Genomic DNA, 19515 nt, shown 5'->3' with positions numbered 1-19515 from the left:
GATGTACCACCTCAAAACTGACGCGTACCACTTTCGATATGGCGACTATCAGGGCAAGAAAACTGGCGGATGGGACCGTGAGCTACACGACTCAGATCCGCATCAAGCGCGACGGAGTGCAAGTCTACCAAGAGAGCCAGACCTTCGCCCGGAAACAGGCAGCCCAAGCGTGAATCGGAGCTGGACCAGCCCGGCGCGATAGAACGGGCGAGCCGGCAGGGCGTCACCGTCAAAGACATGATCAAGCAGTACTTGCTGGAAGTGGAAAAGGCTCGGCCGTTAGGCAAAACCAAGAAGGCCACGCTTGAAGCCATCGGCAAGATGGATATCGGTAAGCTCAATGATACCGACGTCACAACCCAGCGCCTAGTCGACTTCGCCCTCTGGCGAATGAGCCGTGAGGGTGGTGGGGTTCAGCCACAAACCGCAGGCAACGACCTGGCGCACCTTGGCGCTGTTCTGGCGATTGCCAGAGATGCCTGGTGTTACGGCGTGGTTGAGTTTATGGCCCTCTGGTTCCCACCTATCAAATCCTCCAGCCATAGTTAACGATGATCGTTATGTCCAACCCTTGTGCGGGCTGTTTATTGTGGGTACAATAATTTAATGCAGATTACTTATGACCCAGCCAAAGACGCTCGCAACGTTGAAGAACGTGGACTCCCATTTGCCCAAGTGCAGGACTTTGAATGGTCTACGGCCTTGATCGTGGAAGATGATCGCTTCGACTACGGAGAGTGCCGGTATCGGGCGATGGGGTACATAGGGGATCGACTGCATGTCGTGGTGTTCACCCCTCGGGGCGATGCGGTTCACGTCATCAGTTTTCGTAAAGCCAACAAACGGGAGGTCAAAAGCTATGACCAAGAAACTCAATCCTGAGATGGTCGATACGGCAAACCCTGAATGGTCGGCCAAGGACTTTGCCAAGGCCAAGCCAGCAAGCGACGTGTTGGCGGGGCTGTTTGGCAAGGCTCAGGCAAAGGAAATGCTCAAACCAAAGCGTGGTCGGCCAAAGTCGACAGCCACTAAAGAACACGTCAATGTTCGTTTTGATCCTGAGGTGCTGGAGAAATTCAGGGCCTCTGGGCCTGGCTGGCAAACGCGAATGAACGCTGCCCTGGCTGACTGGCTCAAGACACATACGCCAGATGAATTGAAGGCGTAGTCACCCGAGTTCATCGCCGAAACAAAAAGCCGCCCATGAGGCGGCTTTTTGCTGTCTGGGGATTGGCTTTTCCCACAGGAGAAATCCTGTCCAGAACGATGAAGTTTTGTCCTGCAATGACGTGAAAAACCCCAGTAAAACATAGCATTGGTAGAGTGTCACAGCAAGCCTTAAAGGCTGTTCGGGCCAGTAAATACGGGGCTTTCAGGTGTATGAGGCTCTGCCGGAGCTGGCATTTGCTGGGGCGGTCGCGAGGTCTTGGGGAGTTGGCGCTCCACGGGCTGAAGGGGCGGGGGCTGACGGGCTACAGATCTGGGGCAGTGACGTGCTTCAGCACCTGGCGCGCGCCGTCGTCCCCCCACCTCGCCTGCGGGCTAAATGGGTCGTTTTTTCTGCGCCCCTGCGGACCACTCTCACCGGCTCAGGCTGGGCGCTTTGGAGGGGGCAGAACCCTGCGAGGGTGGATGTTTTGCGCAACGCTTATAAGCACGCACGGATGGCTGAATTCAGTAGGTACCTCGGGAAAAAGGTTAGTTTTTTTTGAGGGGGGATATTTGGGTTGGAAGGCCCGTGTTTGTTGGGCTTGAGCCCTAACTTTGATGGGTTAGGTAAGGTTAGGTTGAAGGTTGTTAATATGTAACATGCTGTTTTTAAAGGAATTATTATATTGAATATTTAACACTAATAAAGGTTAGGAAATAACCAGACCTAACCGAAAAGCTAACCTTGCCAAATCTTCGAAAAGCCATAATTGACAAGGCTTTCAGGGCTCCCAGCAAAAAACTAACCCTCCTAACCTCATTCCCGTGGGTCAACATGAAAACGCGAAAGATGCCTAGGGCGAGGCGCTTTTGAAGATGCGTGCTGCATTCACAACCTTTACGTTCACGCGCTCGCACTCTCACCCATACAGCGTCAGATGTTGGCGTTGGCAGTGGATGTCGGGATTGGAGCTACAGGCACTTGCTACAAAAGAACGCGCGGGTTCTTTCTAGTCCTGGGGGCTGGTTTCGCTACCTATGGGGCGGCCCTACGCAACTTTGTAGGGCCGACTTTTCATCGTGCTCTTAGCTGGATAAGTTCATGTGTAGCAGCGGGAACGGCCTGCCTTCACCATCCAAAGGAGAGCGACCTGTTTGAACGAATCCGTAATGGAGATAGAAGCCTACCGCCTGGGGATTTTGCTCGTTTACGTCAACACTCATCGTATAGCTCGAACTGCGGGCGTGATTCAGTAGCGCACGGCCTATACCTTGGCCGCGAAGATCAGGATCAATGAAGAGCATTTCTACGTGGCTTTGATTGAGTCCAATAAAGCCAAGCGGACAGTGTTTTTCGTCTACCGCAATCCATACATCAACGACGGGTAGATAGACGTCGCGAAGCTGCGGAAGCAGAGCGCCTATGTCGGACTCTTGAAGGAAGTGGTGAGTAGCGCGAACGGATCGCAGCCAAATGTCGAGCAGTTGCGGGTAGTCGGCAGCATTGGCCTGACGAATGATCATGAAATCAACCTTATACACTTGATATCTAAATATAGGCGCGCCAGTAAATAGCGGCCGTGTAAGTGTCGGCATCTGTATGACCGATTCGCGAGTTAACGCCTGGGCGGTGCACGGCAGAGGTAGCCGAAAAGGAGGGGAAGTGAAAAATACTTTGTGTTTTTCGATGTGTCAAGAAAACGCGCGCTTGAGAGGCGTCAAGTGCCCGCGCACTCAATTCAGGTGCTAAGGAGAGGCTTCTACAGGGCGAGGGGTACAAAAATGGTGCTGATGAAATCAACTGTGGTTGGGTGGTATACGGCGAGATAATTTAGCGTTTGGCAGTGTTGAATAACAACAGTACATAAGAGTCTTCGCCCGGCTCTTCGATGCGACTAACAGGGGTATCCGCTGGTACGACCGCCCGCCAAAATTTTAGCCCATTTATGTTGTCAACCATGGTTGAAACTCGCCAGGCACCTGCGTGTAATTTAAAGAGTATACGCACCGCCTCTCTTCCGATTGAGTTGCCGCGATACGGTTTCGCTACAAAAAATTCGGCCATCTCAAATAAGGGCGCATCGCTCAAAGTTCTCACAAGGGCAAATCCAGCAACCTTGCCATTCGCAAGAATAAAATAGGGGTGCCTTTCAGTTTCCTCCCAGTAAAGTGGAAGGTACGGATACGCTGTATTTGCGCCAAGTTCATGTAAGTATTCGACCAGCATAGTGGTTAAAATTTCTTGCGAGTTCTTTGGCGCAATTTTAAGTTCAGTATTCACTGCTTGTCCTTGAGTTAAGATTGGCAGAGCATTTTTCTGCGGAATAGAAGAACTCCCAGCTTACCCATTAAAGTCACAATGGATTTGCATGCTCTCTGTTTGGTTATGGTGAATCCTGAAGCCGCACTGCTCAAGTGCTCCTTTGACATGTTTAATAATAGTGATGTGCTCCTCCGCTCTAATATGCTGAAGACTCAACGATGTAAAGACTCCCAAAGGCAGAAATCGCAGTCTTTTTCCATTTAGAAGGATCGACACATCTACATGAGAGCCATCCACGTCATGCCCATTGGAGCCAAATATATCACCCACTTCGCTCTTTCGACTTGGGTAGCATGTGCAAAATAGCTTGATGCCTAGCCATCTTGATATGTGCCTGAACGTACCAAGCCTGCTACTTTTATTTTCATATCCGCGAACGAGCAGTAGTTTGACGGATGATGGGAGCTTTGACTGGGCTTCAAGCAACTTAAGAAATACATTTTTTTCAATTAATACTTTCGAGGATGGCCAGCGAGGTGCAACTTTTAAACCTTGGGTTTCCCCTTTAAAAAGTATCAGCATGTTGTTCGAGCTCTTACTGTTTTTCTGTTTGACTTCGTAAGATCTTATCATGCGTCAGCGTATTGAGTATTGTGCTCACAATTCGATGCTCAGGGAAAACGTCTCGAGTGAGACGGGTGTTGGCCAACCATGTTGAACGACCGCTTTTGGCCGATTACCGTCTGTCGTGAGGAGCAGGGCGTCACTGCGTGAAAGTAGTGTTGGTACGAAAGTGGTACGTAGGTTTCAGGTTTGCTCTGTAGGTCAAGGAATACGTGGCCTATAGTATTAGTTGTTCCAATCCATCACCGATAAAGCGATTGACCTTGCGCTTGACCGGCAGCAATAGACCCAAAGCGGCCGATCGCCGAGGTCGGCTAGCGGCCAACACCTGCCACTCGCAGCGAGCAGCTTCCGATCAGAAACGTATGGATAAGGCATTTCGCCATTACACGACTACAATTGGCTACCTCACTCACCCAAAAAACGTTGAAATTGACGTTAGATAAGGAAATCACGATGCGCCTTAAGACAGTCAAGCTCACTAATTTCCGTGGCTATCGCACCACCACCACCATTCCGATCGATTTCGCCATGACCGGCATTGTGGGCCGAAATGACTATGGGAAGTCGACTGTCCTTGAGGCTCTGGCCATCTTTTTCGATAGCGCAGATATCAAGCCTGACAATAGCGATATGAACTGTTTTAGTCTGACAGAGGGGCATGACAAATTCGAGATTGCCTGCGAGTTTGACGACCTGCCAGAAACCCTAGTGCTTGATGAGAATGCTCAGACTTCATTGTCGCAGGAGTTCCTGCTAAACGGAGGAGGCGCCTTTGAGGTTGTCAAAACGTTCAAGGCAAGTACGGGCAAACATGACGGTACGGCCATTCGATGTCAGCACCCTGCAGACAAAGCACTCGCAAGCCTGCTGAGCCTGAAAATGGTAGATCTGAAAAAGCTTGGCGAGCAATTTGGAGTCACTGGGCAAGTGGCTGACCAGCGGGTGGCCTCACACTGGCGGCAAGCTATTCGCAACGCAGCCGGAGATGTGCCCTGCCAGGAGACGTTGCTCGATGTAGGAAAAGGTTTATCGACAGAAGGCAAATCTATCTGGGAGAAAATAGAGACGCTGTTGCCAACCTTCGCTCTTTTCAAAGCTGACCGACAAAGCAGTGACGGTGACGCCGAGGCCAAGAATCCTCTGCAGCTAGCAGTCAAAGAGGCCCAGGCTGCGCTTCAAGTACAGATAAGTGAACTGGAGCGGCAAATCGAAAGCAGCGTGCTAGATGTAGCCGAACGCACCCTTAACAAGCTTCGGGAAATGGCGCCTGAGCTGGCTAATGAGCTGACTCCGCGCTTCAAAGAAAAGCCCAAATGGACCTTCAACTTCACTCTGGAAGGAGAGAACGGAATCCCCATCAACAAACGCGGTAGTGGCGTACGTCGTCTCATTTTGCTCAACTTCTTCCGAGCCGAGGCAGAGAAAAATGCAGTAGCTGGAAGCCCGCGCAATGTGATCTATGCCATTGAAGAGCCGGAGACTTCTCAGCACCCCAACTATCAGATGATGCTGATGAAGGCGCTGCTGCAACTATCCAATCAGACAAATCGGCAGATCATTGTTACTACACACGTCCCTGCACTAGCGGGTTTGATCCCCATTGAAGGTATCCGTTATGTCACGAGGGACGAGAACGGCATCCCCATCGTCAAGATGCCCAGTCAAGAAGTACTCAAGGAGGCTGCCGAGAGCCTGGGCGTACTACCCGAGACCGGGATGGAGCGGGCAAAAGGCGTAGTGCTGGTGGAAGGCAAGTCCGATGTCACCTTCCTGCGCCACGTTTCGAATATCCTAAAGGCCGGTGGTCATGTTCATGCCAGTCTTGAGGACGCTGGCATTGTCCCTATCCTGATTGGTGGTTGTGGCAGCGTGAAGCACTGGGTCACTCTCAACCTTGCCGATAAACTCGGACTACCTTGGTGCGTGTTTCTGGACTCTGACATTGGTGGGAGCCCTGAGCAGGTCGCCGCGATTTTAAAGCGTAAGCAAGAAGTCGAGGGGCAGGGCCGTGCTTTCTATTCGACACGTAAACGGGAAATCGAGAACTACCTTTGTCCCGATATGATCAACGCGAAAACGGGGATACTGGTGGCTTTCACTGACACCTGCGACGCCAAAAAAATTATTGGCAAAGCAGTGGGTATCAAAGCGGACGATGTGATCGATAAACTCTGGCCGCTGATGACGGCTGAGCAGATCCTCCAACGGTCTACGTACCGGGAAAACGATAACGATCGCGCTGAGCTTAAAGACCTGTTGGAAAATCTGCTGAAACTTGTCGCTTGAATTCCTGGACAGCTAGCGCACAGCTGTAATCCACTTTTGGTCAGACGCCACGTCGTGCGATTGGCCGCATTGGGTCGTTATCTGCCTGATGCCTAAGGCGGCTAGTCAGGGCGGAAGTATGGATCGAAAGGAGTCCAATGGTACATAAGTGGTACGAGCTAAAGCAGGGTTAGCTGTAGGCCTTTGTTTTAAAGGCTCTTTGGTTTAATAGTTCCAATCCATCACCGATAAAGCTGTTGAGTCTGCGCCTGACTGGCAGCAAACGACCCAAAGCTGCCGTTGGCCAAAAGCAGCCAATCGGATGCGCCTAGGAAACTAGGGGCGATTCGGTGCAATGGCCGCCGGATTCAAGAAACGATTTGAGAGTACGCATGAAAATTAATGAAGACGGCAAAGAAAATCTTAAATTTCTGAGAAAAGCCGAAAAATATGGATTGCAACTCGCAGAATTAATTCCTGGTCTCGACAAGCCCGCGACCGCCATGAAGTACTTGCGTGAATTTCACGACGAACAAAAAAAATTCGCATAGGGCGTTATTGCGAGGCGTTGGTCAATTGTATATCAACGGCTGACTATGCTACTGCCAATGCGTTAGCCACAGAAATTGAATTCGCTGATCTGCTTCAGGCTTGCGTGAATGATAGTGATAGCAATAAAGCTGAAGCCTATGCTCAATTAACAGTCGCGTTAAAGTTTGGCTCTTTAGATAAAGAGTATCGCCGCCACTTCATGCTTGCGCTCAAGCAGCTTGCTCATGAGGATCTTGAGTTGTTAAGGCTGGCACACATAGCGACGAAACATGAGTTGATCCCTGAGCACGGATACGGTGTCCTATCGCAAAGCGACGTATTTAACCAGCACAAGCTTGGAGTAATTAGATCGCTTTCAGTTGAGACTCTACGCCAACTGGGGCTAATAAAGCCTGAAGGTATTACAGATCTAGGAATGTTATTTATCAAGTCTGTGTATGGCAGAGAGCTTTGTGATCATTATGAAGGTTTCAAGACATGGCAGAGTCCCCCGGTTATTATTTTGACGGGAGGAAAGAAAGATAGTCATAATGACAGCGTCATCGATGGCTTTAAACGTCTACGGGTTCGGTGTATCACTGTACCCATCATCAGTTTTCCCAAAGGGTTAGAGCAAAATCTCCCATATAAAGCGATAGTTTTCGCAGGTGACTACGAAGGGCTCACTTCTGGTAAGCATAAAGAGTTAGCAGTTTTTACCGACTTATCCTCTCAACAATGCATAGATTTAGGCTGCAAGCTCTCAACCAACTCTGAAGGGATGCGCTTCCGCTATATCGACTTTCATGATGTTCAGCCACTGACAGAGAAGGTTGCAAAAGTTTGCCGCACTCTAGGATTTGTCGTTGATGTGTGAATATTTTAATGAGTGAGTTTTATTGCTTTTATATGTTTGATTGACTTATTCAATCTAATGGATTGCTGATTTGGGGCGTTAACACAGGAAATCGAATGTTTACTGCTGGCCGGAAACACTCAGCCCTATACGGCAGTAATGAGTCATGACAGCCTTTGGCCCTCCATTTAATCGGTCATTTCATGCATTTAGTTTGAATTGTACACAACTGGCAACTTCATATGTCACCCAGGCTGTCACCGGATGGGTGCAGCCAAAAGTGTGTGTTTCTTCGGTATTTCCGCTTCGTATTTTAATGAGTGATGCCCTTTTCCTGGGTGGGATCGAATACGAAAGGTTGGCCTGGAGCAAGTTCGAAATTGCAATCTTCTGGCGGAAGACCCGACCGTTTTAGATGATTAATAACGTTTGCCATCTTGGCTAAGTCAACCAGTATTGCTTGCTCCAATTCCTGCAAATGCAAAAGCATATGTAAAAAATCATTAAGTATGGCATCGCAATCTTGGTAAAGCTGTTCTTTCGATGCGCTGACGGATCTGATATTTAGCGTCTGAACCTCAGAGTGTGCAGCTTGCGTGTTGCGCAATTTATTTACAAGGTTCATATGGTTCATGGCACAATGCTCAAAGGCATGGCAGAGACCAAATGGACACGCTAATGTGCCAACTAAAGAAATAGAGTGAGACTTGACGTCCTTCTTCTTGTTGCAATACGGGCAAGGTGATTCAAGCAATTGACCCAACGCCATGCGTTGATATAGAGATGCTGGAATCTGAGTGCAGTGAAGCAACTGTTTGATGACGGCCTCGCAAAACCTTGCAGAGTTAATAAGTAATTCGTTATGAAGTCTAATTCTTTCAAGTTCCGCACTTACTTCATCTTCAGATTCGTTTACTGTTAGGGATGTGGCAAAATGATGAGAGGCGGTCACGGAGTTACTCATGAGTAGCGTAAGAGTTATACCGCTTTCAGTATAATTGTTTGTATAGCCGCCGTTTGACGGCGACTCCAAAGGTGGCATGAGAGAAAGATGTCCTAGCTGTAACATCCATGCACGCATTTCGGTCGCTAACGGTAAAAAATTTGGCCCGGAAATATACTCACCTGTCCAGCGGAATGCCTGCGGACTAAAACACCAAGAGTGATGCGTCCCATGCCACTCTCGTTTATCTGGTTGTGTAGAGGACATTTTTCGTTTTATCTCGGTCATGGATATTTTCTCTGCAGGAAACAGCGACACTGTAATTGAAGCAGATTATCAATTATTTACTTGCTCTGTTGACGGATGGCTCGAATCGCCCGAATCTCCTAGAGATATCGAAGCCTCAAAAGGGCGCAAGCTGAGGCAAGGTTCGATCAGTCCGCTTCTGGCCGTTTTCTGCCTGTCCGGGCGGTCAACTTTCGCCCCGTCGCAGTCGTTGATAACACCCCTGTCGATTGATGTGGGCGAGCATTTAAACATTGAAAGCAAGTGCCAGGAGCGGGGTGCCGCCAGCAACGACGATTCGCCAGTTCACAAAAGCTGCACACTCCACAATCGCTTCAAATTGTTCAGGACAGCGGCGCTTGAAGCTCTGGGCGTTGTCGATGACCAATGAAAGCGTTTGTCCGCTTTGGACGTGGATAGACGACATTTCTGCGGTGGGGTCATCGAGATATGAAAGACAATCAACCCAAGCGTCCATATTGCGGCCGTAGAAGCTAGGAAAGCCGAATTTTTCTGCGAAAACACTGTGGAATGTTTGCCAGTCAGTAATCAGGTTTGCATCCACTTGCACCATTTTCAGATAAACCTTCGCCACGTTGGAAAAAAACAGATATGGCGGTCTCGCAAGGTGAAGTCAATTGCTGACTGCATATTTGCGCAATCCAGGGCTCAATCCGCTACAAACGACGTTGCAGTGGCCGCTTCTGGCCGTTATCTGCCTGATGCCTAAGGCGGCTAGTCAGGGCGGAGGTATGGATCGAAAGGAGTCCAGTGGTACATAAGTGGTACGAGCTAAAGCTGGGTTAGCTGTAGGCCTTTGTTTTAAAGGCTCTTTGGTTTAGTAGTTCCAATCCATCATAGGTGCAACCGAAAAACGGCGAGAAAGTGGTGGTGACGAAATTTGTAGAGGCATTGAGGTATCTGGATGGGGCGGCGAAGGGGGATCCGTTTATCAGGAACGGAGTGGCCCCGTTGATGTCGGGTATTGCGAGACTTCCCACATCAGTCGACACGCCCAGGCAACATCCCGACTAGCACTTCGTCCTTGTCAATAAAGTGATGTTTCAGCGCCACCACCATGTGCCCACCCACAAGGACTCCGCATAACCATGCACTGTAGGTGTGGATCGCCTTTGCCAGGTCATAGAGGCTTTTATCTGCCTCCACCAGCGGCGGCAGCAAGAATAAGCCCGCAACCAGGATGGGTTTGTCGGCGACCGAACTCCAGTACCAGCCGGATATTGGCAATCCAACTAGCGCTACGATGTACAGCAGCAGATGGCCGATGAACGCCGCACGTTTGACCAGTGGCGTCATCGTATCGGGCATCGCGGGTGCTGCATGGGTCAGGCGCCAGGCGATGCGCAGGACGATAAGGAATAACAGCGTGCTGGCCATTGCCTTGTGTAAAAAGGTGAGTTGATGCTGTGGATTGAATTCATCGCGCCAGTGAACGGCCACGATCCCCACGACCCAGGCGACAATCCAGATGAGCGCCATGCCCCAGTGCAGCCACTTTGCCGTGGCCGTATAGCTTTTTGCCTCAGTCATCTGGATACGCGCCTCCCTTTTGAGAAGACGCGATTATCGACAATTGGGCCTGTCGGAAAACCGTAAAAACTCGATGATTCTCATCGGTTTTTCTGATTTCTGAATTTCCCGACTTTGCCCCGTTACTCGTCTGGCACGAAGTCTCAGCCTTCAGGATGCGCCAGCAAAAAGCCGAGCAAGTGTTCCAAAAAAGCCTCCGGTGCTTCCTCCATTACAAAATGCCCACAATTCGTGATGATCGCCCCGCGCAGGTCAGTTGCGCGACCCTGGAGCGTTATCAGTGGCGCATCGTTGGTGGCATGTTCAGCACCGATGGCCAGTACTGGCATTTCCAGCATGCGGGTAGCGCGTTCGGTGTTTTGCCGGATTGTTTCGGGAATCGCGCGGTAATAGTCGAACCCCGCACGCAAGCCGCCGGGTGTCGAGTAGGCGCGAATGTAGACGTCGGAGGCGACGGCATCGCGGTGAAATGACCAGCGATCGAACATGAAGTTGAGGTAGGTTTCTTCCCGACCGGTAATCAGGGCCTCGGGCAGGTCCTGGATCTGGTTGAAGAGGAAGTGCCACAGGAAGATGTTGTGTTCCGGCGCGACAAAAATCGGTGGCGGTGTGGCCAGGCCGGGTATGACGGCTTCGGTTACGGTCAGTGTGCGCACGGCGTGTGGCTGGTCGCTTGCCAGGGCATAGGCTACCCACATGCCGACATCGTGCCCGACCAGGTGATAGCGTGAGATCCCGAGCCCCAGCATCGTCCGATGGAGCACGTCGGCAATATTACCGGTGTCGAAGCCCAGTGCAGGCCGGTCTGAGTTGCCAAGGCCGGGCGGGTCGACAGCAATGGCCTGGAAGCCCTGAAGTGCGAGGGCTTGCATGATATGGCGGAAGGCGTACCAGGTTTGTGGCCAGCCCGGGATCAGCAACACCGGCTCCCCGGTTCCGGCCACGACGCAGTGGATTTTCTTGCCGTCGATTCGCACATAGCGATGTGTGAAATCGTCGCCCGTACGCAGCGATGTGGCGGTGTGCGCGCTCATGGTCTTGCCTCGTGCTGCAGGCCGAGCATAGCCTGGATCTGCCGCTGATCGACCGGTGCACCGGCGAAGTCGTCAAAGGCCCGGTTGGTGACTTCAATGATGTGTCGATTGATAAACTCGACGCCTTCGCGGGCTCCGTCTTCCTGGTTTTTCAAGCAGCACTCCCATTCCAGCGTGGCCCAGCCTGGATAGTCGTATTGGGCCAGCTTGGAGAAAATGCCTTTGAAATCCACCTGACCGTCACCCAGTGAGCGGAAGCGTCCGGCACGGTCGGCCCAGTCGCTGTATCCGCCGTAGATACCCTGGCGGCCGGTGGCGTTGAACTCGGCGTCCTTGACGTGAAACATGCGGATGAACGACTGGTAAATGTCGAGGTAGCTCAAGTAGTCCAGTTGTTGCAATACGAAATGGCTGGGGTCGAACAGGATTCGGCAGCGCGGATGCTGGTCAACCCGTTCGTAGAAGCGCTCGAAGCTGGTGCCGTCGTGGAGGTCTTCGCTGGGGTGGATTTCGTAGCAGAGGTTGATGCCTTTCTCATCGGCGAGATCCAGGAGCGGTCGCCAGCGCCGGGCCAACTCATCGAATGCGGCATCGATAAGACCTTCTGGGCGCTGCGGGAAGGGGAATAGATAGGGCCAGGCGAGGGCGCCGGAAAATGTGCCCAGGTCTTCAAGACCGAGCCTTTGCGAGGCAGTGATGGTCAATTTCATGCGCTCGATCGCCCATTCTGTACGGGCCTGGGGTTTACCTCGCAGCGGCGCTGGAATGGAGGCGTCCCACAGGGCGTCATAGGCAGGATGAACCGCCACCAGTTGGCCAAAAATGTGGCTGGTCAGTTCACTGATCTGCAGGCCATGGTCGCCGAGCATGCCCTTGATGTCATCGCAGTACGCTTGGCTTTGCGCAGCCAGTTCGACATTGAAGAATCGGCTGTCCCACGCCGGAATCTGCAGCGCCTTGAAACCTTGTGTCCTGGCCCACTGGGCGATGTTCTCCAGGCTATTGAAAGGCGGCTCGGCGGCGCTGAATTGCGCCAGGTGCAAACTAGGTCCTTTAAGCGTACGCATCAGATTGTTCCTATTGTTTGTCGATCGACAAAGAATAGGCCTGCCCATTCATTACCGTCAACTCGATATGAGTTAAAGTGATGAAATCACACCCACAGGTAAGCAATTAATGGCCGGACGTCCGCGCGAATTTGATAGGGAAGCGGCATTGCAGCGCGCCATGTTGTTGTTCTGGGAGCAAGGGTACGAGGGCACCAGCATGTCGGCGCTGGTGGAGGCGCTGGGCATTGCCTCGGCGAGGATTTACGCCGCTTTTGGCAGCAAGCAGGCGCTGTTCCGTGAGGCGGTGGCTTTATATGAAAGCGGCGAGGGTGGCTTTGCCGACTATGCGCTGGCGCAGGCAGACCTGAGAAGCGCGATCAGGGGCATGTTGGACGATGCCATCAGCACATACACGCAGTCGGGTCGTCCCGGCGGCTGCCTGGTGGTGAGTGCCGCAAGCAGCACCAGCCCGGACGGTGTCGAAGTTCAGCAATGGCTGCGTGAGCACCGCCGGCAACGTACCCAGTCGATTATCGACAGATTGCAATACGGGCAGGAAAGCGGCGAACTTGGCGAGGATATCGACGTGCAGGCGCTGGGGGACTTTTATGCGACCTTTTTGCACGGTATTTCCATCCAGGCGAGGGATGGCGTTACGCCTGAGCGTCTTCGCCAGTCTGTTGAGGTGGCGCTGAGCCAGTTACCAACACGACCGCCAAGTCCAGAACAGACGCCCGATCCAGCCGGACCATGATATTCTGCGCGCCATCTTGGTCTATTCTCTCTCTGGTACGCACTCCCGAATGCGTACCGGCAGGGTAGCTGTCGCCGAGGTAGCTGAAGCCAATAATGATAAGAAGTCAGCGCAGAAGGGACATAAAAGTGAGGTCGATACGTCGGCCTTGTGTGCCCACCCTGCAGTTCTTGCGAGTACGGGAGCCAGCAAAACATTGCCTGATGTTTTGTGAACCACGGTTGCCGGAAGGTCGAGGACGGTAGGGCGGAAGGCGTTTTATCATAGGTGCTACGATGTTTAAAAAAGTGAACACTGCCCTGCTGGGGCTGGCTTTGTCGATGGGGATTACTTCCGTTCAGGCGGAAGAGGCAAAGAAAGTTGATGTGCTGCTGATCGGCGGCGGCATCATGAGTGCGACCCTGGGTGTCTGGCTCAATGAGCTGGAGCCGCAATGGTCGATGGAGATGGTCGAGCGCCTGGACGGCGTCGCCGAAGAAAGCTCCAACGGTTGGAACAACGCCGGTACCGGTCACTCGGCCCTGGCTGAGTTGAACTACACCCCGGAAAACAAGGACGGCACCGTTGAGATCCCGAAAGCGGTCGAGATCAACGAAGCATTCCAGATTTCCCGCCAGTTCTGGTCGTGGCAGGTTCAGCAAGGCGTTCTGAAGAACCCGCGCTCGTTCATCAACTCCACTCCGCACATGAGCTTTGTGTGGGGCGATGACAACATCAAGTTCCTGAAGAAGCGTTACGAAGCATTGCAGGCAAGCCCGTTATTTGCCGGCATGGAATACTCCGAAGATCCGGTACAGATCAAGAAGTGGGTTCCGTTGATGATGGAAGGGCGTGACCCGAGCCAGAAAATCGCGGCTACCTGGTCTCCGATCGGTACCGACGTGAACTTTGGCGAGATTACCCGTCAGTTCGTTGCTCACCTGCAGACCACGCCGAAGTTTGATCTGAAACTGTCGAGCGAAGTGCAGGACATCACCAAGAACGCCGACGGTTCGTGGCGTGTCAGCTACAAAAACCTGAAAGACGGCACGAAGACCGAGACCGACGCCAAGTTCGTGTTCATCGGCGCGGGCGGCGGTGCTTTGCACTTGCTGCAAAAATCGGGCATTCCTGAAGGCAAGGAATATGCAGGCTTCCCGGTTGGCGGCTCGTTCCTGGTAACCGAGAACCCAACGATTGCCGAGCAGCATCTGGCCAAGGCCTACGGCAAGGCTTCGGTGGGTTCGCCACCGATGTCGGTTCCGCACCTGGACACCCGTGTGCTGGATGGTAAGCGCGTGATCCTGTTTGGCCCATTCGCGACCTTCTCCACCAAGTTCCTGAAAGAAGGCTCGTACCTGGACCTGCTGACCAGCACCACCACCCACAACATCTGGCCAATGACCAAAGTCGGTATCCGCGAATACCCACTGGTCGAGTACCTTGCCGGCCAACTGATGCAGTCGGATGACGACCGCTTCAAGGCGCTGCAAGAGTACTTCCCGAACGCCAAGAAAGAAGACTGGCGCCTGTGGCAAGCCGGTCAGCGTGTGCAGATCATCAAGCGTGACGAAGAGCAGGGCGGCGTCCTGAAACTCGGTACCGAAGTGGTCAGCTCCGCCGACAACACCATCGCCGGCCTGCTGGGTGCATCGCCTGGTGCGTCCACCGCAGCGCCGATCATGCTGACCGTGCTGGAAAAAGTGTTCAAGGACAAGGTCGCCACCCCGGCCTGGCAGGAAAAACTGAAGCAGATCGTGCCTAGCTATGGCACCAAGCTGAACGGTAGCCCTGAGCGTGTTGCGCAAGAATGGGCCTACACCGCCAAGGTTCTGCAACTGACGCCTCCGCCTGCCATTCCTGCAATGCCCGCTCCGCAAGCGACCGAGGCTGCCAAGCCTGCGGCCGAGCCGAGCAAGCCTGCGGCTGATATCGCGCTGTAAGCGGTTGACCAGGTTCTGAAACAGGATTGAGTCGACACTTGAAAACCCGCTGAACCGGTAACGGTCAGCGGGTTTTTGATTGCGGCTTTTTATCGAAGAGGTTTAGGGCTGGGCTCTAGCTCGGTTTTTTTGTTCCCAACAGCCGCACTTCCTTGAGCAACGCCGCCCCCAGTTGCTCGGTACCCAGTTCCTTGTACCCCACAGCCTTGATATCACCGTTCTGTTCCGCCTGGATGATGATCACTGGTGTCTCCTTGCCTGTACCCGCTTCGACGTGCAGGGCGTATTGAGGAATATCCATCTTGATCGGTGTACCTGCCGCCTTGCCTTTCACATTGATCAGAAACGCCGCACAACCATTGTCGACATCGTCGTTGGTGGCAGACCGCCCGCTGACGAAACAACTCTCGGGCAGGTCGGGCCAGGCGATGGTTTGCGCCTGGGCCAGGGCGGGTGTCAGGAGCAAGGCAGCGAGCAGAAGCGTGCGCACGTTGGGCGGTCTCTCAAGGGGCGGTGGAATACAGGTTTTACCAAAGCAGATGCATTGCAGCAACGCCAGGGATCAGTCCAGGCGTCGCATGCCGGTGGCCTTTGCGGTGTCGATATCAAAGGTGGCGGTGTATTCGCACCCGGCAGCGTGGGCACAGCGCTCGATCAGACAGTCGGCGAAATCAGCCTTGGTCGTGGTAAATCGGCGCACAGCCTGCCAGATGAGTTCGGTATGTTCGATGATCAGCTCACGGGTGCGCAGCAGGGTTTCCAGAACCGCCACCACTTGCGTCTTGGGGCATTGGTAGCAGCTTTGTAATACCCACACCAACTCCACTACCGAAACCAGGCTGACAAACCCCGGTGAAGTGGCAGTGAAGGATTCGATCAGGCTTGAGGCCTTGGCCGATTGAACCGGATCATCCTGGGTGACATAGCGCACCAGCACATTGGTATCCAGGCCTATCATCCAGCCTTCGCTCCCTGTGTGGCGATGGCCTGGTTCATCTGTTCAATGCTGACGGCCTGGGCGGGTTTGCGGATCAGGCCCTTGAGGTCCTGGACGCTATGGTTGGCGGCGATGATGGCAAACTTGCCATCTTCCATTTCGACAAACTCCACCCGGTCTCCGGTGTCCAGGCCCAATGCGGTCCGAACTTGAACGGGGATAGTGATTTGCCCTTTTGAGGTGAGTGTGGCGGTGGCCATAATGAAGATCTCCATCGGGATATTCCTTACCCTAGGGTAAGGAATGATGGAAGACAAGATCCGTTGGTCCATAGGTCGCTCTTTAGGTGTCGGTGGGTCGGAATAGATAAAACCTAGTCCGGATTCCTGCCAACGACACCTGTAAAAGGCCCTTAAAACACTACAACATATGACCTGGCAGTTTGCCTGTTACTGCACCACGCGATAGCACGGCACATACGCCGCTCCACCGGGCAATTTCATCCGGTGCTGTTCCACAAATGCCTTCAGCAGCTCATCCAGTGGCTTCATGATGGCCAGGTCGCCGTGGATTTCGTACGGGCCGTTTTGCTCGATAAGGCGGATGCCTTTGTCCTTGACGTTACCCGCCACGATCCCGGAGAACGCCCGGCGCAGGTTGGCTGCCAGCTCATGGGGCGGCAGCGCGTGGCTCAGTTGCAGGCTGGCCATGTTTTCGTGAGTCGGGTCGAACGGGCGCTGGAAGCCTTCGTCGATCTTCAGTAGCCAGTTGAAGTGGAAGGCGTCGTTGCGCTCGCGGCGGAATTGTTTCACGGCTTTTAAACCGGCAGTCATCTGCCGCGCGACTTCAGCGGGGTTGTCGATGATGATCTGGTAGTGGGCCTGGGCCGCCTCGCCCAGGGTCGCGCCGACAAACGCATGCAGTTGTTGCAGGTACGGCGCGGCCTGTTTTGGCCCGGTGAGGATCACCGGGAACGGCACGTCGTGGTTGTCCGGATGCATCAGGATACCCAGCAGGTACAGGAACTCTTCGGCCGTGCCCGCGCCGCCCGGGAAGATGATGATGCCATGGCCTACGCGCACAAAGGCTTCCAGGCGTTTTTCGATATCCGGCAGGATCACCAGTTCGTTGACGATCGGGTTTGGCGCTTCGGCGGCGATGATGCCGGGCTCGGTAAGGCCCAGGTAGCGCCCGCCGGTGATACGTTGTTTGGCGTGGGAAATGGTCGCACCCTTCATCGGACCTTTCATCACGCCAGGGCCGCAACCGGTACATACATCAAGGCTGCGCAGGCCCAGTTCATGCCCGACTTTCTTGGTGTATTTGTATTCTTCGGTATTGATCGAGTGCCCACCCCAGCACACCACGATCTTCGGCTCGACTCCGGGCCGCAGCGTACGCGCGTTGCGCAGCAGGTGGAACACGTAGTCGGTGATGCCCTGGGAGGTGCTCAGGTCGATGCGCTGGCTGTCCAGTTCGTTCTCGGTATAGACGATGTCGCGCAGGGCGCTGAACAGCATCTCGCGGGTACTGGCGATCATTTCGCCATCCACGAACGCGTCAGCCGGTGCGTTCAACAGCTCCAGGCGCACGCCACGATCCTGTTGATGGATGCGCACCTCAAAGTCCTTGTAGGCGTCGAGGATGGTCTTGGCGTTGTCGATATGAGCGCCGGTGTTGAGGATTGCCAGGGCGCACTGGCGAAAAAGTGTATAGATGCTGCCGGAGCCGGCTTCGCTCAGTTGCTGGACTTCACGTTGCGACAGCGTTTCGAGGCTGCCCTTGGGGCTGACGGAGGCATTGATGACTTGGCGTTGAGGCATTCTTATTCCCTGAAAGCGCAGCCACCGGGTGATGAACAGCCAGTGGCATGAGGATGACGAGCGCCGAATACGGTCGCACAGGACGGGCATTTTCCCTGCCCTACAGGCAGGACGCAAACTCCGTACAGCCTCATCATGCCGCAGAATGTGCTGAATCTGCGTTCATGTCGGAAAAATAGAGTGCCTTTCCCCGCTGTGGATTGGATTTTGAGAACAGAAGAATTGCGACTATCGTGACGCTTCGGTTTTTCGGACGTCATAGACCAGTACGATTGACGCCGTAATGGCCACCATTGGCCATCGGCACCTTGGAAGAGGCAGAAATTTTATGATCATCAAACCGCGGGTTCGTGGCTTTATCTGTGTGACCGCTCACCCTGTTGGCTGCGAAGCGAACGTCAAAGAGCAGATCGACTACGTGACCGAACACGGTGCCATCGAAGGCGGCCCGAAGAAAGTCCTGGTGCTCGGTGCGTCCACCGGCTATGGCCTGGCAGCGCGTATCAGTGCCGCTTTTGGTTGTGGCGCCGATACCCTCGGCGTGTTTTTTGAGAAAGAAGGCGAAGAAGGCAAGCTCAGCTCTGCCGGCTGGTACAACAGCGCCGCTTTCCACAAGTTTGCCGCGCAAAAAGGCCTGTACGCCAAGAGCATCAATGGCGATGCGTTCTCTGACGAGATCAAGCGCCTGACCATCGAAACCATCAAGAAAGACCTGGGCAAGATCGACCTGGTGGTCTACAGCCTGGCCGCGCCACGCCGTACCGACCCGCAAGGCGTGGTGCACAACTCCACCCTCAAGCCGATCGGCAAGGCTGTGACCCTGCGCGGGATCAACACCGACAAGGGCGTTGTGGTCGACACCACACTGGAACCTGCAACCCAGGAAGAAATCGACGGTACCGTCAAAGTGATGGGTGGCGAAGACTGGCAGCTGTGGATCGACGCCCTGCGCGACGCCGACGTGCTGGCCGAAGGCGCCAAGACCACTGCGTTCACCTACCTGGGTGAAAAGCTGACCCAGGATATCTACTGGAACGGCTCCATCGGCGAGGCCAAGAAAGACCTCGACAAGAAAGTCCTGACCCTGCGCGACAACCTCGCGGCACTCAAGGGCGATGCCCGTGTATCGGTGCTCAAGGCCGTGGTCACCCAGGCCAGTTCGGCGATCCCGATCATGCCGCTGTACCTGTCGCTGCTGTTCAAAGTGATGAAAGAGCAGGGTACCCACGAAGGCTGCATCGAGCAGGTCTACGGCCTGTTCAAGGACAGCCTGTACGGCAGCGAGCCTAAGCTGGACGCCGACGGTCGCCTGCGTGCCGACCTGGCTGAGCTGGAGCCGAAGGTCCAGGACGCCGTAGCGGCGCTGTGGAACCAGGTCACCGACGACAACGTCAACGAGATCAGCGATTTTGCCGGCTACAAGGCGGAATTCCTGCGCTTGTTCGGTTTTGAGATCGATGGCGTGGATTATGAGGCCGACGTCAATCCGACCGTGAAGATCGAAGGCCTGGTCCAGGCTTAACCCT

20 protein-coding genes and 1 pseudogene are annotated in these 19515 nt (G+C 53.8%); 9 read left to right on the top strand and 12 right to left on the bottom strand.

Annotated elements, in window-relative coordinates:
- Positions 1–38 precede the first annotated feature (38 nt).
- The 3 genes and pseudogenes from BFQ03_RS04360 to BFQ03_RS04350 form a co-directional block, all read left to right on the top strand.
- Positions 39–489 (top strand): annotated as a pseudogene (locus BFQ03_RS04360) (site-specific integrase); the annotation flags it as partial.
- A 117-nt stretch (positions 490–606) separates the two neighbouring features.
- Positions 607–882, top strand: coding sequence for a BrnT family toxin (locus tag BFQ03_RS04355; protein ID WP_065942556.1), 276 nt, complete (start codon positions 607–609; stop codon positions 880–882).
- Positions 860–1168: a BrnA antitoxin family protein gene (locus BFQ03_RS04350; RefSeq protein WP_065942555.1), complete on the top strand. Its 309-nt coding sequence runs from the start codon at positions 860–862 to the stop codon at positions 1166–1168. The genes BFQ03_RS04355 and BFQ03_RS04350 overlap by 23 nt, the downstream gene beginning before the upstream one ends.
- Before the next feature lie 1067 nt (positions 1169–2235).
- Here the strand turns inward: BFQ03_RS04350 and BFQ03_RS04340 are convergent.
- The 3 genes from BFQ03_RS04340 to BFQ03_RS28835 all read right to left on the bottom strand — a co-directional run bounded on the left by BFQ03_RS04340 (position 2236) and on the right by BFQ03_RS28835 (position 3994).
- Complete coding sequence (locus BFQ03_RS04340) at positions 2236–2673, bottom strand: acetyltransferase (RefSeq protein WP_065942553.1); 438 nt, start codon at positions 2671–2673, stop codon at positions 2236–2238.
- Positions 2674–2980: 307 nt separating this feature from the next.
- The gene (locus tag BFQ03_RS04335) at positions 2981–3430 is read right to left on the bottom strand and encodes a GNAT family N-acetyltransferase (RefSeq protein WP_065942552.1); all 450 of its coding nucleotides are present in this window, start codon (positions 3428–3430) and stop codon (positions 2981–2983) included.
- 60 nt (positions 3431–3490) lie between these two features.
- Entirely contained in the window at positions 3491–3994 is a 504-nt protein-coding gene (locus BFQ03_RS28835) for a hypothetical protein (RefSeq protein ID WP_083204793.1), read from the bottom strand.
- Positions 3995–4492: 498 nt separating this feature from the next.
- Between BFQ03_RS28835 and BFQ03_RS04330 the strand changes: the two genes are divergently transcribed.
- The 3 genes from BFQ03_RS04330 to BFQ03_RS04325 all read left to right on the top strand — a co-directional run bounded on the left by BFQ03_RS04330 (position 4493) and on the right by BFQ03_RS04325 (position 7712).
- Positions 4493–6325: an AAA family ATPase gene (locus BFQ03_RS04330; RefSeq protein ID WP_065942551.1), complete on the top strand. Its 1833-nt coding sequence runs from the start codon at positions 4493–4495 to the stop codon at positions 6323–6325.
- Positions 6326–6696: 371 nt separating this feature from the next.
- Positions 6697–6855, top strand: coding sequence for a hypothetical protein (locus BFQ03_RS30185; RefSeq protein ID WP_175403878.1), 159 nt, complete (start codon positions 6697–6699; stop codon positions 6853–6855).
- Positions 6856–6959: 104 nt separating this feature from the next.
- The gene (locus tag BFQ03_RS04325) at positions 6960–7712 is read left to right on the top strand and encodes a hypothetical protein (protein ID WP_139115637.1); all 753 of its coding nucleotides are present in this window, start codon (positions 6960–6962) and stop codon (positions 7710–7712) included.
- 292 nt (positions 7713–8004) lie between these two features.
- Here the strand turns inward: BFQ03_RS04325 and BFQ03_RS29580 are convergent, their stop codons facing one another.
- The 5 genes from BFQ03_RS29580 to BFQ03_RS04300 all read right to left on the bottom strand — a co-directional run bounded on the left by BFQ03_RS29580 (position 8005) and on the right by BFQ03_RS04300 (position 12571).
- Positions 8005–8922 (bottom strand): hypothetical protein, encoded by a 918-nt coding sequence (locus tag BFQ03_RS29580; protein ID WP_139115636.1) that lies wholly within the window; start codon positions 8920–8922, stop codon positions 8005–8007.
- A gap of 244 nt (positions 8923–9166) precedes the next feature.
- Positions 9167–9493 (bottom strand): barstar family protein, encoded by a 327-nt coding sequence (locus BFQ03_RS04315; protein ID WP_065942548.1) that lies wholly within the window; start codon positions 9491–9493, stop codon positions 9167–9169.
- A 428-nt stretch (positions 9494–9921) separates the two neighbouring features.
- Positions 9922–10470 (bottom strand): cytochrome b, encoded by a 549-nt coding sequence (locus BFQ03_RS04310; protein ID WP_065942547.1) that lies wholly within the window; start codon positions 10468–10470, stop codon positions 9922–9924.
- 143 nt (positions 10471–10613) lie between these two features.
- Positions 10614–11504 carry an alpha/beta fold hydrolase gene (locus BFQ03_RS04305; RefSeq protein ID WP_065942546.1) on the bottom strand — a complete coding sequence of 297 codons (891 nt, stop codon included), beginning with the start codon at positions 11502–11504 and terminating at the stop codon, positions 10614–10616.
- A complete protein-coding gene (locus BFQ03_RS04300; protein WP_032859309.1) occupies positions 11501–12571 on the bottom strand; it encodes a sugar phosphate isomerase/epimerase family protein in 1071 nt (356 codons plus the stop codon). The genes BFQ03_RS04305 and BFQ03_RS04300 overlap by 4 nt, the downstream gene beginning before the upstream one ends.
- 109 nt (positions 12572–12680) lie before the next feature.
- Between BFQ03_RS04300 and BFQ03_RS04295 the strand changes: the two genes are divergently transcribed.
- Complete coding sequence (locus BFQ03_RS04295; protein WP_065942545.1) at positions 12681–13307, top strand: TetR/AcrR family transcriptional regulator; 627 nt, start codon at positions 12681–12683, stop codon at positions 13305–13307.
- Positions 13308–13582: 275 nt separating this feature from the next.
- Positions 13583–15229 carry a malate dehydrogenase (quinone) gene (mqo, locus tag BFQ03_RS04290; RefSeq protein WP_065942544.1) on the top strand — a complete coding sequence of 549 codons (1647 nt, stop codon included), beginning with the start codon at positions 13583–13585 and terminating at the stop codon, positions 15227–15229.
- Between the two features lie 115 nt (positions 15230–15344).
- Here the strand turns inward: mqo and BFQ03_RS04285 are convergent, their stop codons facing one another.
- The 4 genes from BFQ03_RS04285 to ppnN form a co-directional block, all read right to left on the bottom strand.
- Positions 15345–15719 (bottom strand): hypothetical protein, encoded by a 375-nt coding sequence (locus BFQ03_RS04285; RefSeq protein WP_065942543.1) that lies wholly within the window; start codon positions 15717–15719, stop codon positions 15345–15347.
- Positions 15720–15791: 72 nt separating this feature from the next.
- A complete protein-coding gene (locus BFQ03_RS04280; protein ID WP_065942542.1) occupies positions 15792–16187 on the bottom strand; it encodes a PIN domain-containing protein in 396 nt (131 codons plus the stop codon).
- Positions 16184–16441, bottom strand: a complete 258-nt coding sequence (locus BFQ03_RS04275; RefSeq protein WP_032859669.1) for an AbrB/MazE/SpoVT family DNA-binding domain-containing protein — start codon at positions 16439–16441, stop codon at positions 16184–16186. Before BFQ03_RS04275 ends, BFQ03_RS04280 begins: the two co-directional genes overlap by 4 nt.
- A 174-nt stretch (positions 16442–16615) precedes the next feature.
- Positions 16616–17989, bottom strand: coding sequence for a nucleotide 5'-monophosphate nucleosidase PpnN (gene ppnN / locus BFQ03_RS04270; protein ID WP_065942541.1), 1374 nt, complete (start codon positions 17987–17989; stop codon positions 16616–16618).
- Positions 17990–18317: 328 nt separating this feature from the next.
- Between ppnN and fabV the strand changes: the two genes are divergently transcribed.
- The gene (gene fabV, locus BFQ03_RS04265; RefSeq protein WP_032859321.1) at positions 18318–19511 is read left to right on the top strand and encodes an enoyl-ACP reductase FabV; all 1194 of its coding nucleotides are present in this window, start codon (positions 18318–18320) and stop codon (positions 19509–19511) included.
- Positions 19512–19515: the final 4 nt, after the last annotated feature.

Origin of the sequence: Pseudomonas sp. 25 R 14 (assembly GCF_900004755.1) — a bacterium.
In the GTDB taxonomy this organism is placed as follows: Bacteria; Pseudomonadota; Gammaproteobacteria; order Pseudomonadales; family Pseudomonadaceae; genus Aquipseudomonas; species Aquipseudomonas brenneri.
This window is presented reverse-complemented; position numbering and strand designations above follow the sequence as displayed.

Coding starts and splice junctions, on each gene's coding strand:
- mqo (WP_065942544.1), top strand. CDS start 13,583: ATGTTTAAAAAAGTGAACACTGCCCTGCTGGGGCTGGCTTTGTCGATG.
- BFQ03_RS04305 (WP_065942546.1), bottom strand. CDS start 11,504: ATGAGCGCGCACACCGCCACATCGCTGCGTACGGGCGACGATTTCACA.
- BFQ03_RS04355 (WP_065942556.1), top strand. CDS start 607: ATGCAGATTACTTATGACCCAGCCAAAGACGCTCGCAACGTTGAAGAA.
- BFQ03_RS04330 (WP_065942551.1), top strand. CDS start 4,493: ATGCGCCTTAAGACAGTCAAGCTCACTAATTTCCGTGGCTATCGCACC.
- BFQ03_RS04280 (WP_065942542.1), bottom strand. CDS start 16,187: ATGATAGGCCTGGATACCAATGTGCTGGTGCGCTATGTCACCCAGGAT.
- BFQ03_RS28835 (WP_083204793.1), bottom strand. CDS start 3,994: ATGCTGATACTTTTTAAAGGGGAAACCCAAGGTTTAAAAGTTGCACCT.
- BFQ03_RS04340 (WP_065942553.1), bottom strand. CDS start 2,673: ATGATCATTCGTCAGGCCAATGCTGCCGACTACCCGCAACTGCTCGAC.
- fabV (WP_032859321.1), top strand. CDS start 18,318: ATGATCATCAAACCGCGGGTTCGTGGCTTTATCTGTGTGACCGCTCAC.
- BFQ03_RS30185 (WP_175403878.1), top strand. CDS start 6,697: ATGAAAATTAATGAAGACGGCAAAGAAAATCTTAAATTTCTGAGAAAA.
- BFQ03_RS04275 (WP_032859669.1), bottom strand. CDS start 16,441: ATGGAGATCTTCATTATGGCCACCGCCACACTCACCTCAAAAGGGCAA.
- ppnN (WP_065942541.1), bottom strand. CDS start 17,989: ATGCCTCAACGCCAAGTCATCAATGCCTCCGTCAGCCCCAAGGGCAGC.
- BFQ03_RS04350 (WP_065942555.1), top strand. CDS start 860: ATGACCAAGAAACTCAATCCTGAGATGGTCGATACGGCAAACCCTGAA.
- BFQ03_RS04315 (WP_065942548.1), bottom strand. CDS start 9,493: ATGGTGCAAGTGGATGCAAACCTGATTACTGACTGGCAAACATTCCAC.
- BFQ03_RS04300 (WP_032859309.1), bottom strand. CDS start 12,571: ATGCGTACGCTTAAAGGACCTAGTTTGCACCTGGCGCAATTCAGCGCC.
- BFQ03_RS04295 (WP_065942545.1), top strand. CDS start 12,681: ATGGCCGGACGTCCGCGCGAATTTGATAGGGAAGCGGCATTGCAGCGC.
- BFQ03_RS29580 (WP_139115636.1), bottom strand. CDS start 8,922: ATGACCGAGATAAAACGAAAAATGTCCTCTACACAACCAGATAAACGA.
- BFQ03_RS04310 (WP_065942547.1), bottom strand. CDS start 10,470: ATGACTGAGGCAAAAAGCTATACGGCCACGGCAAAGTGGCTGCACTGG.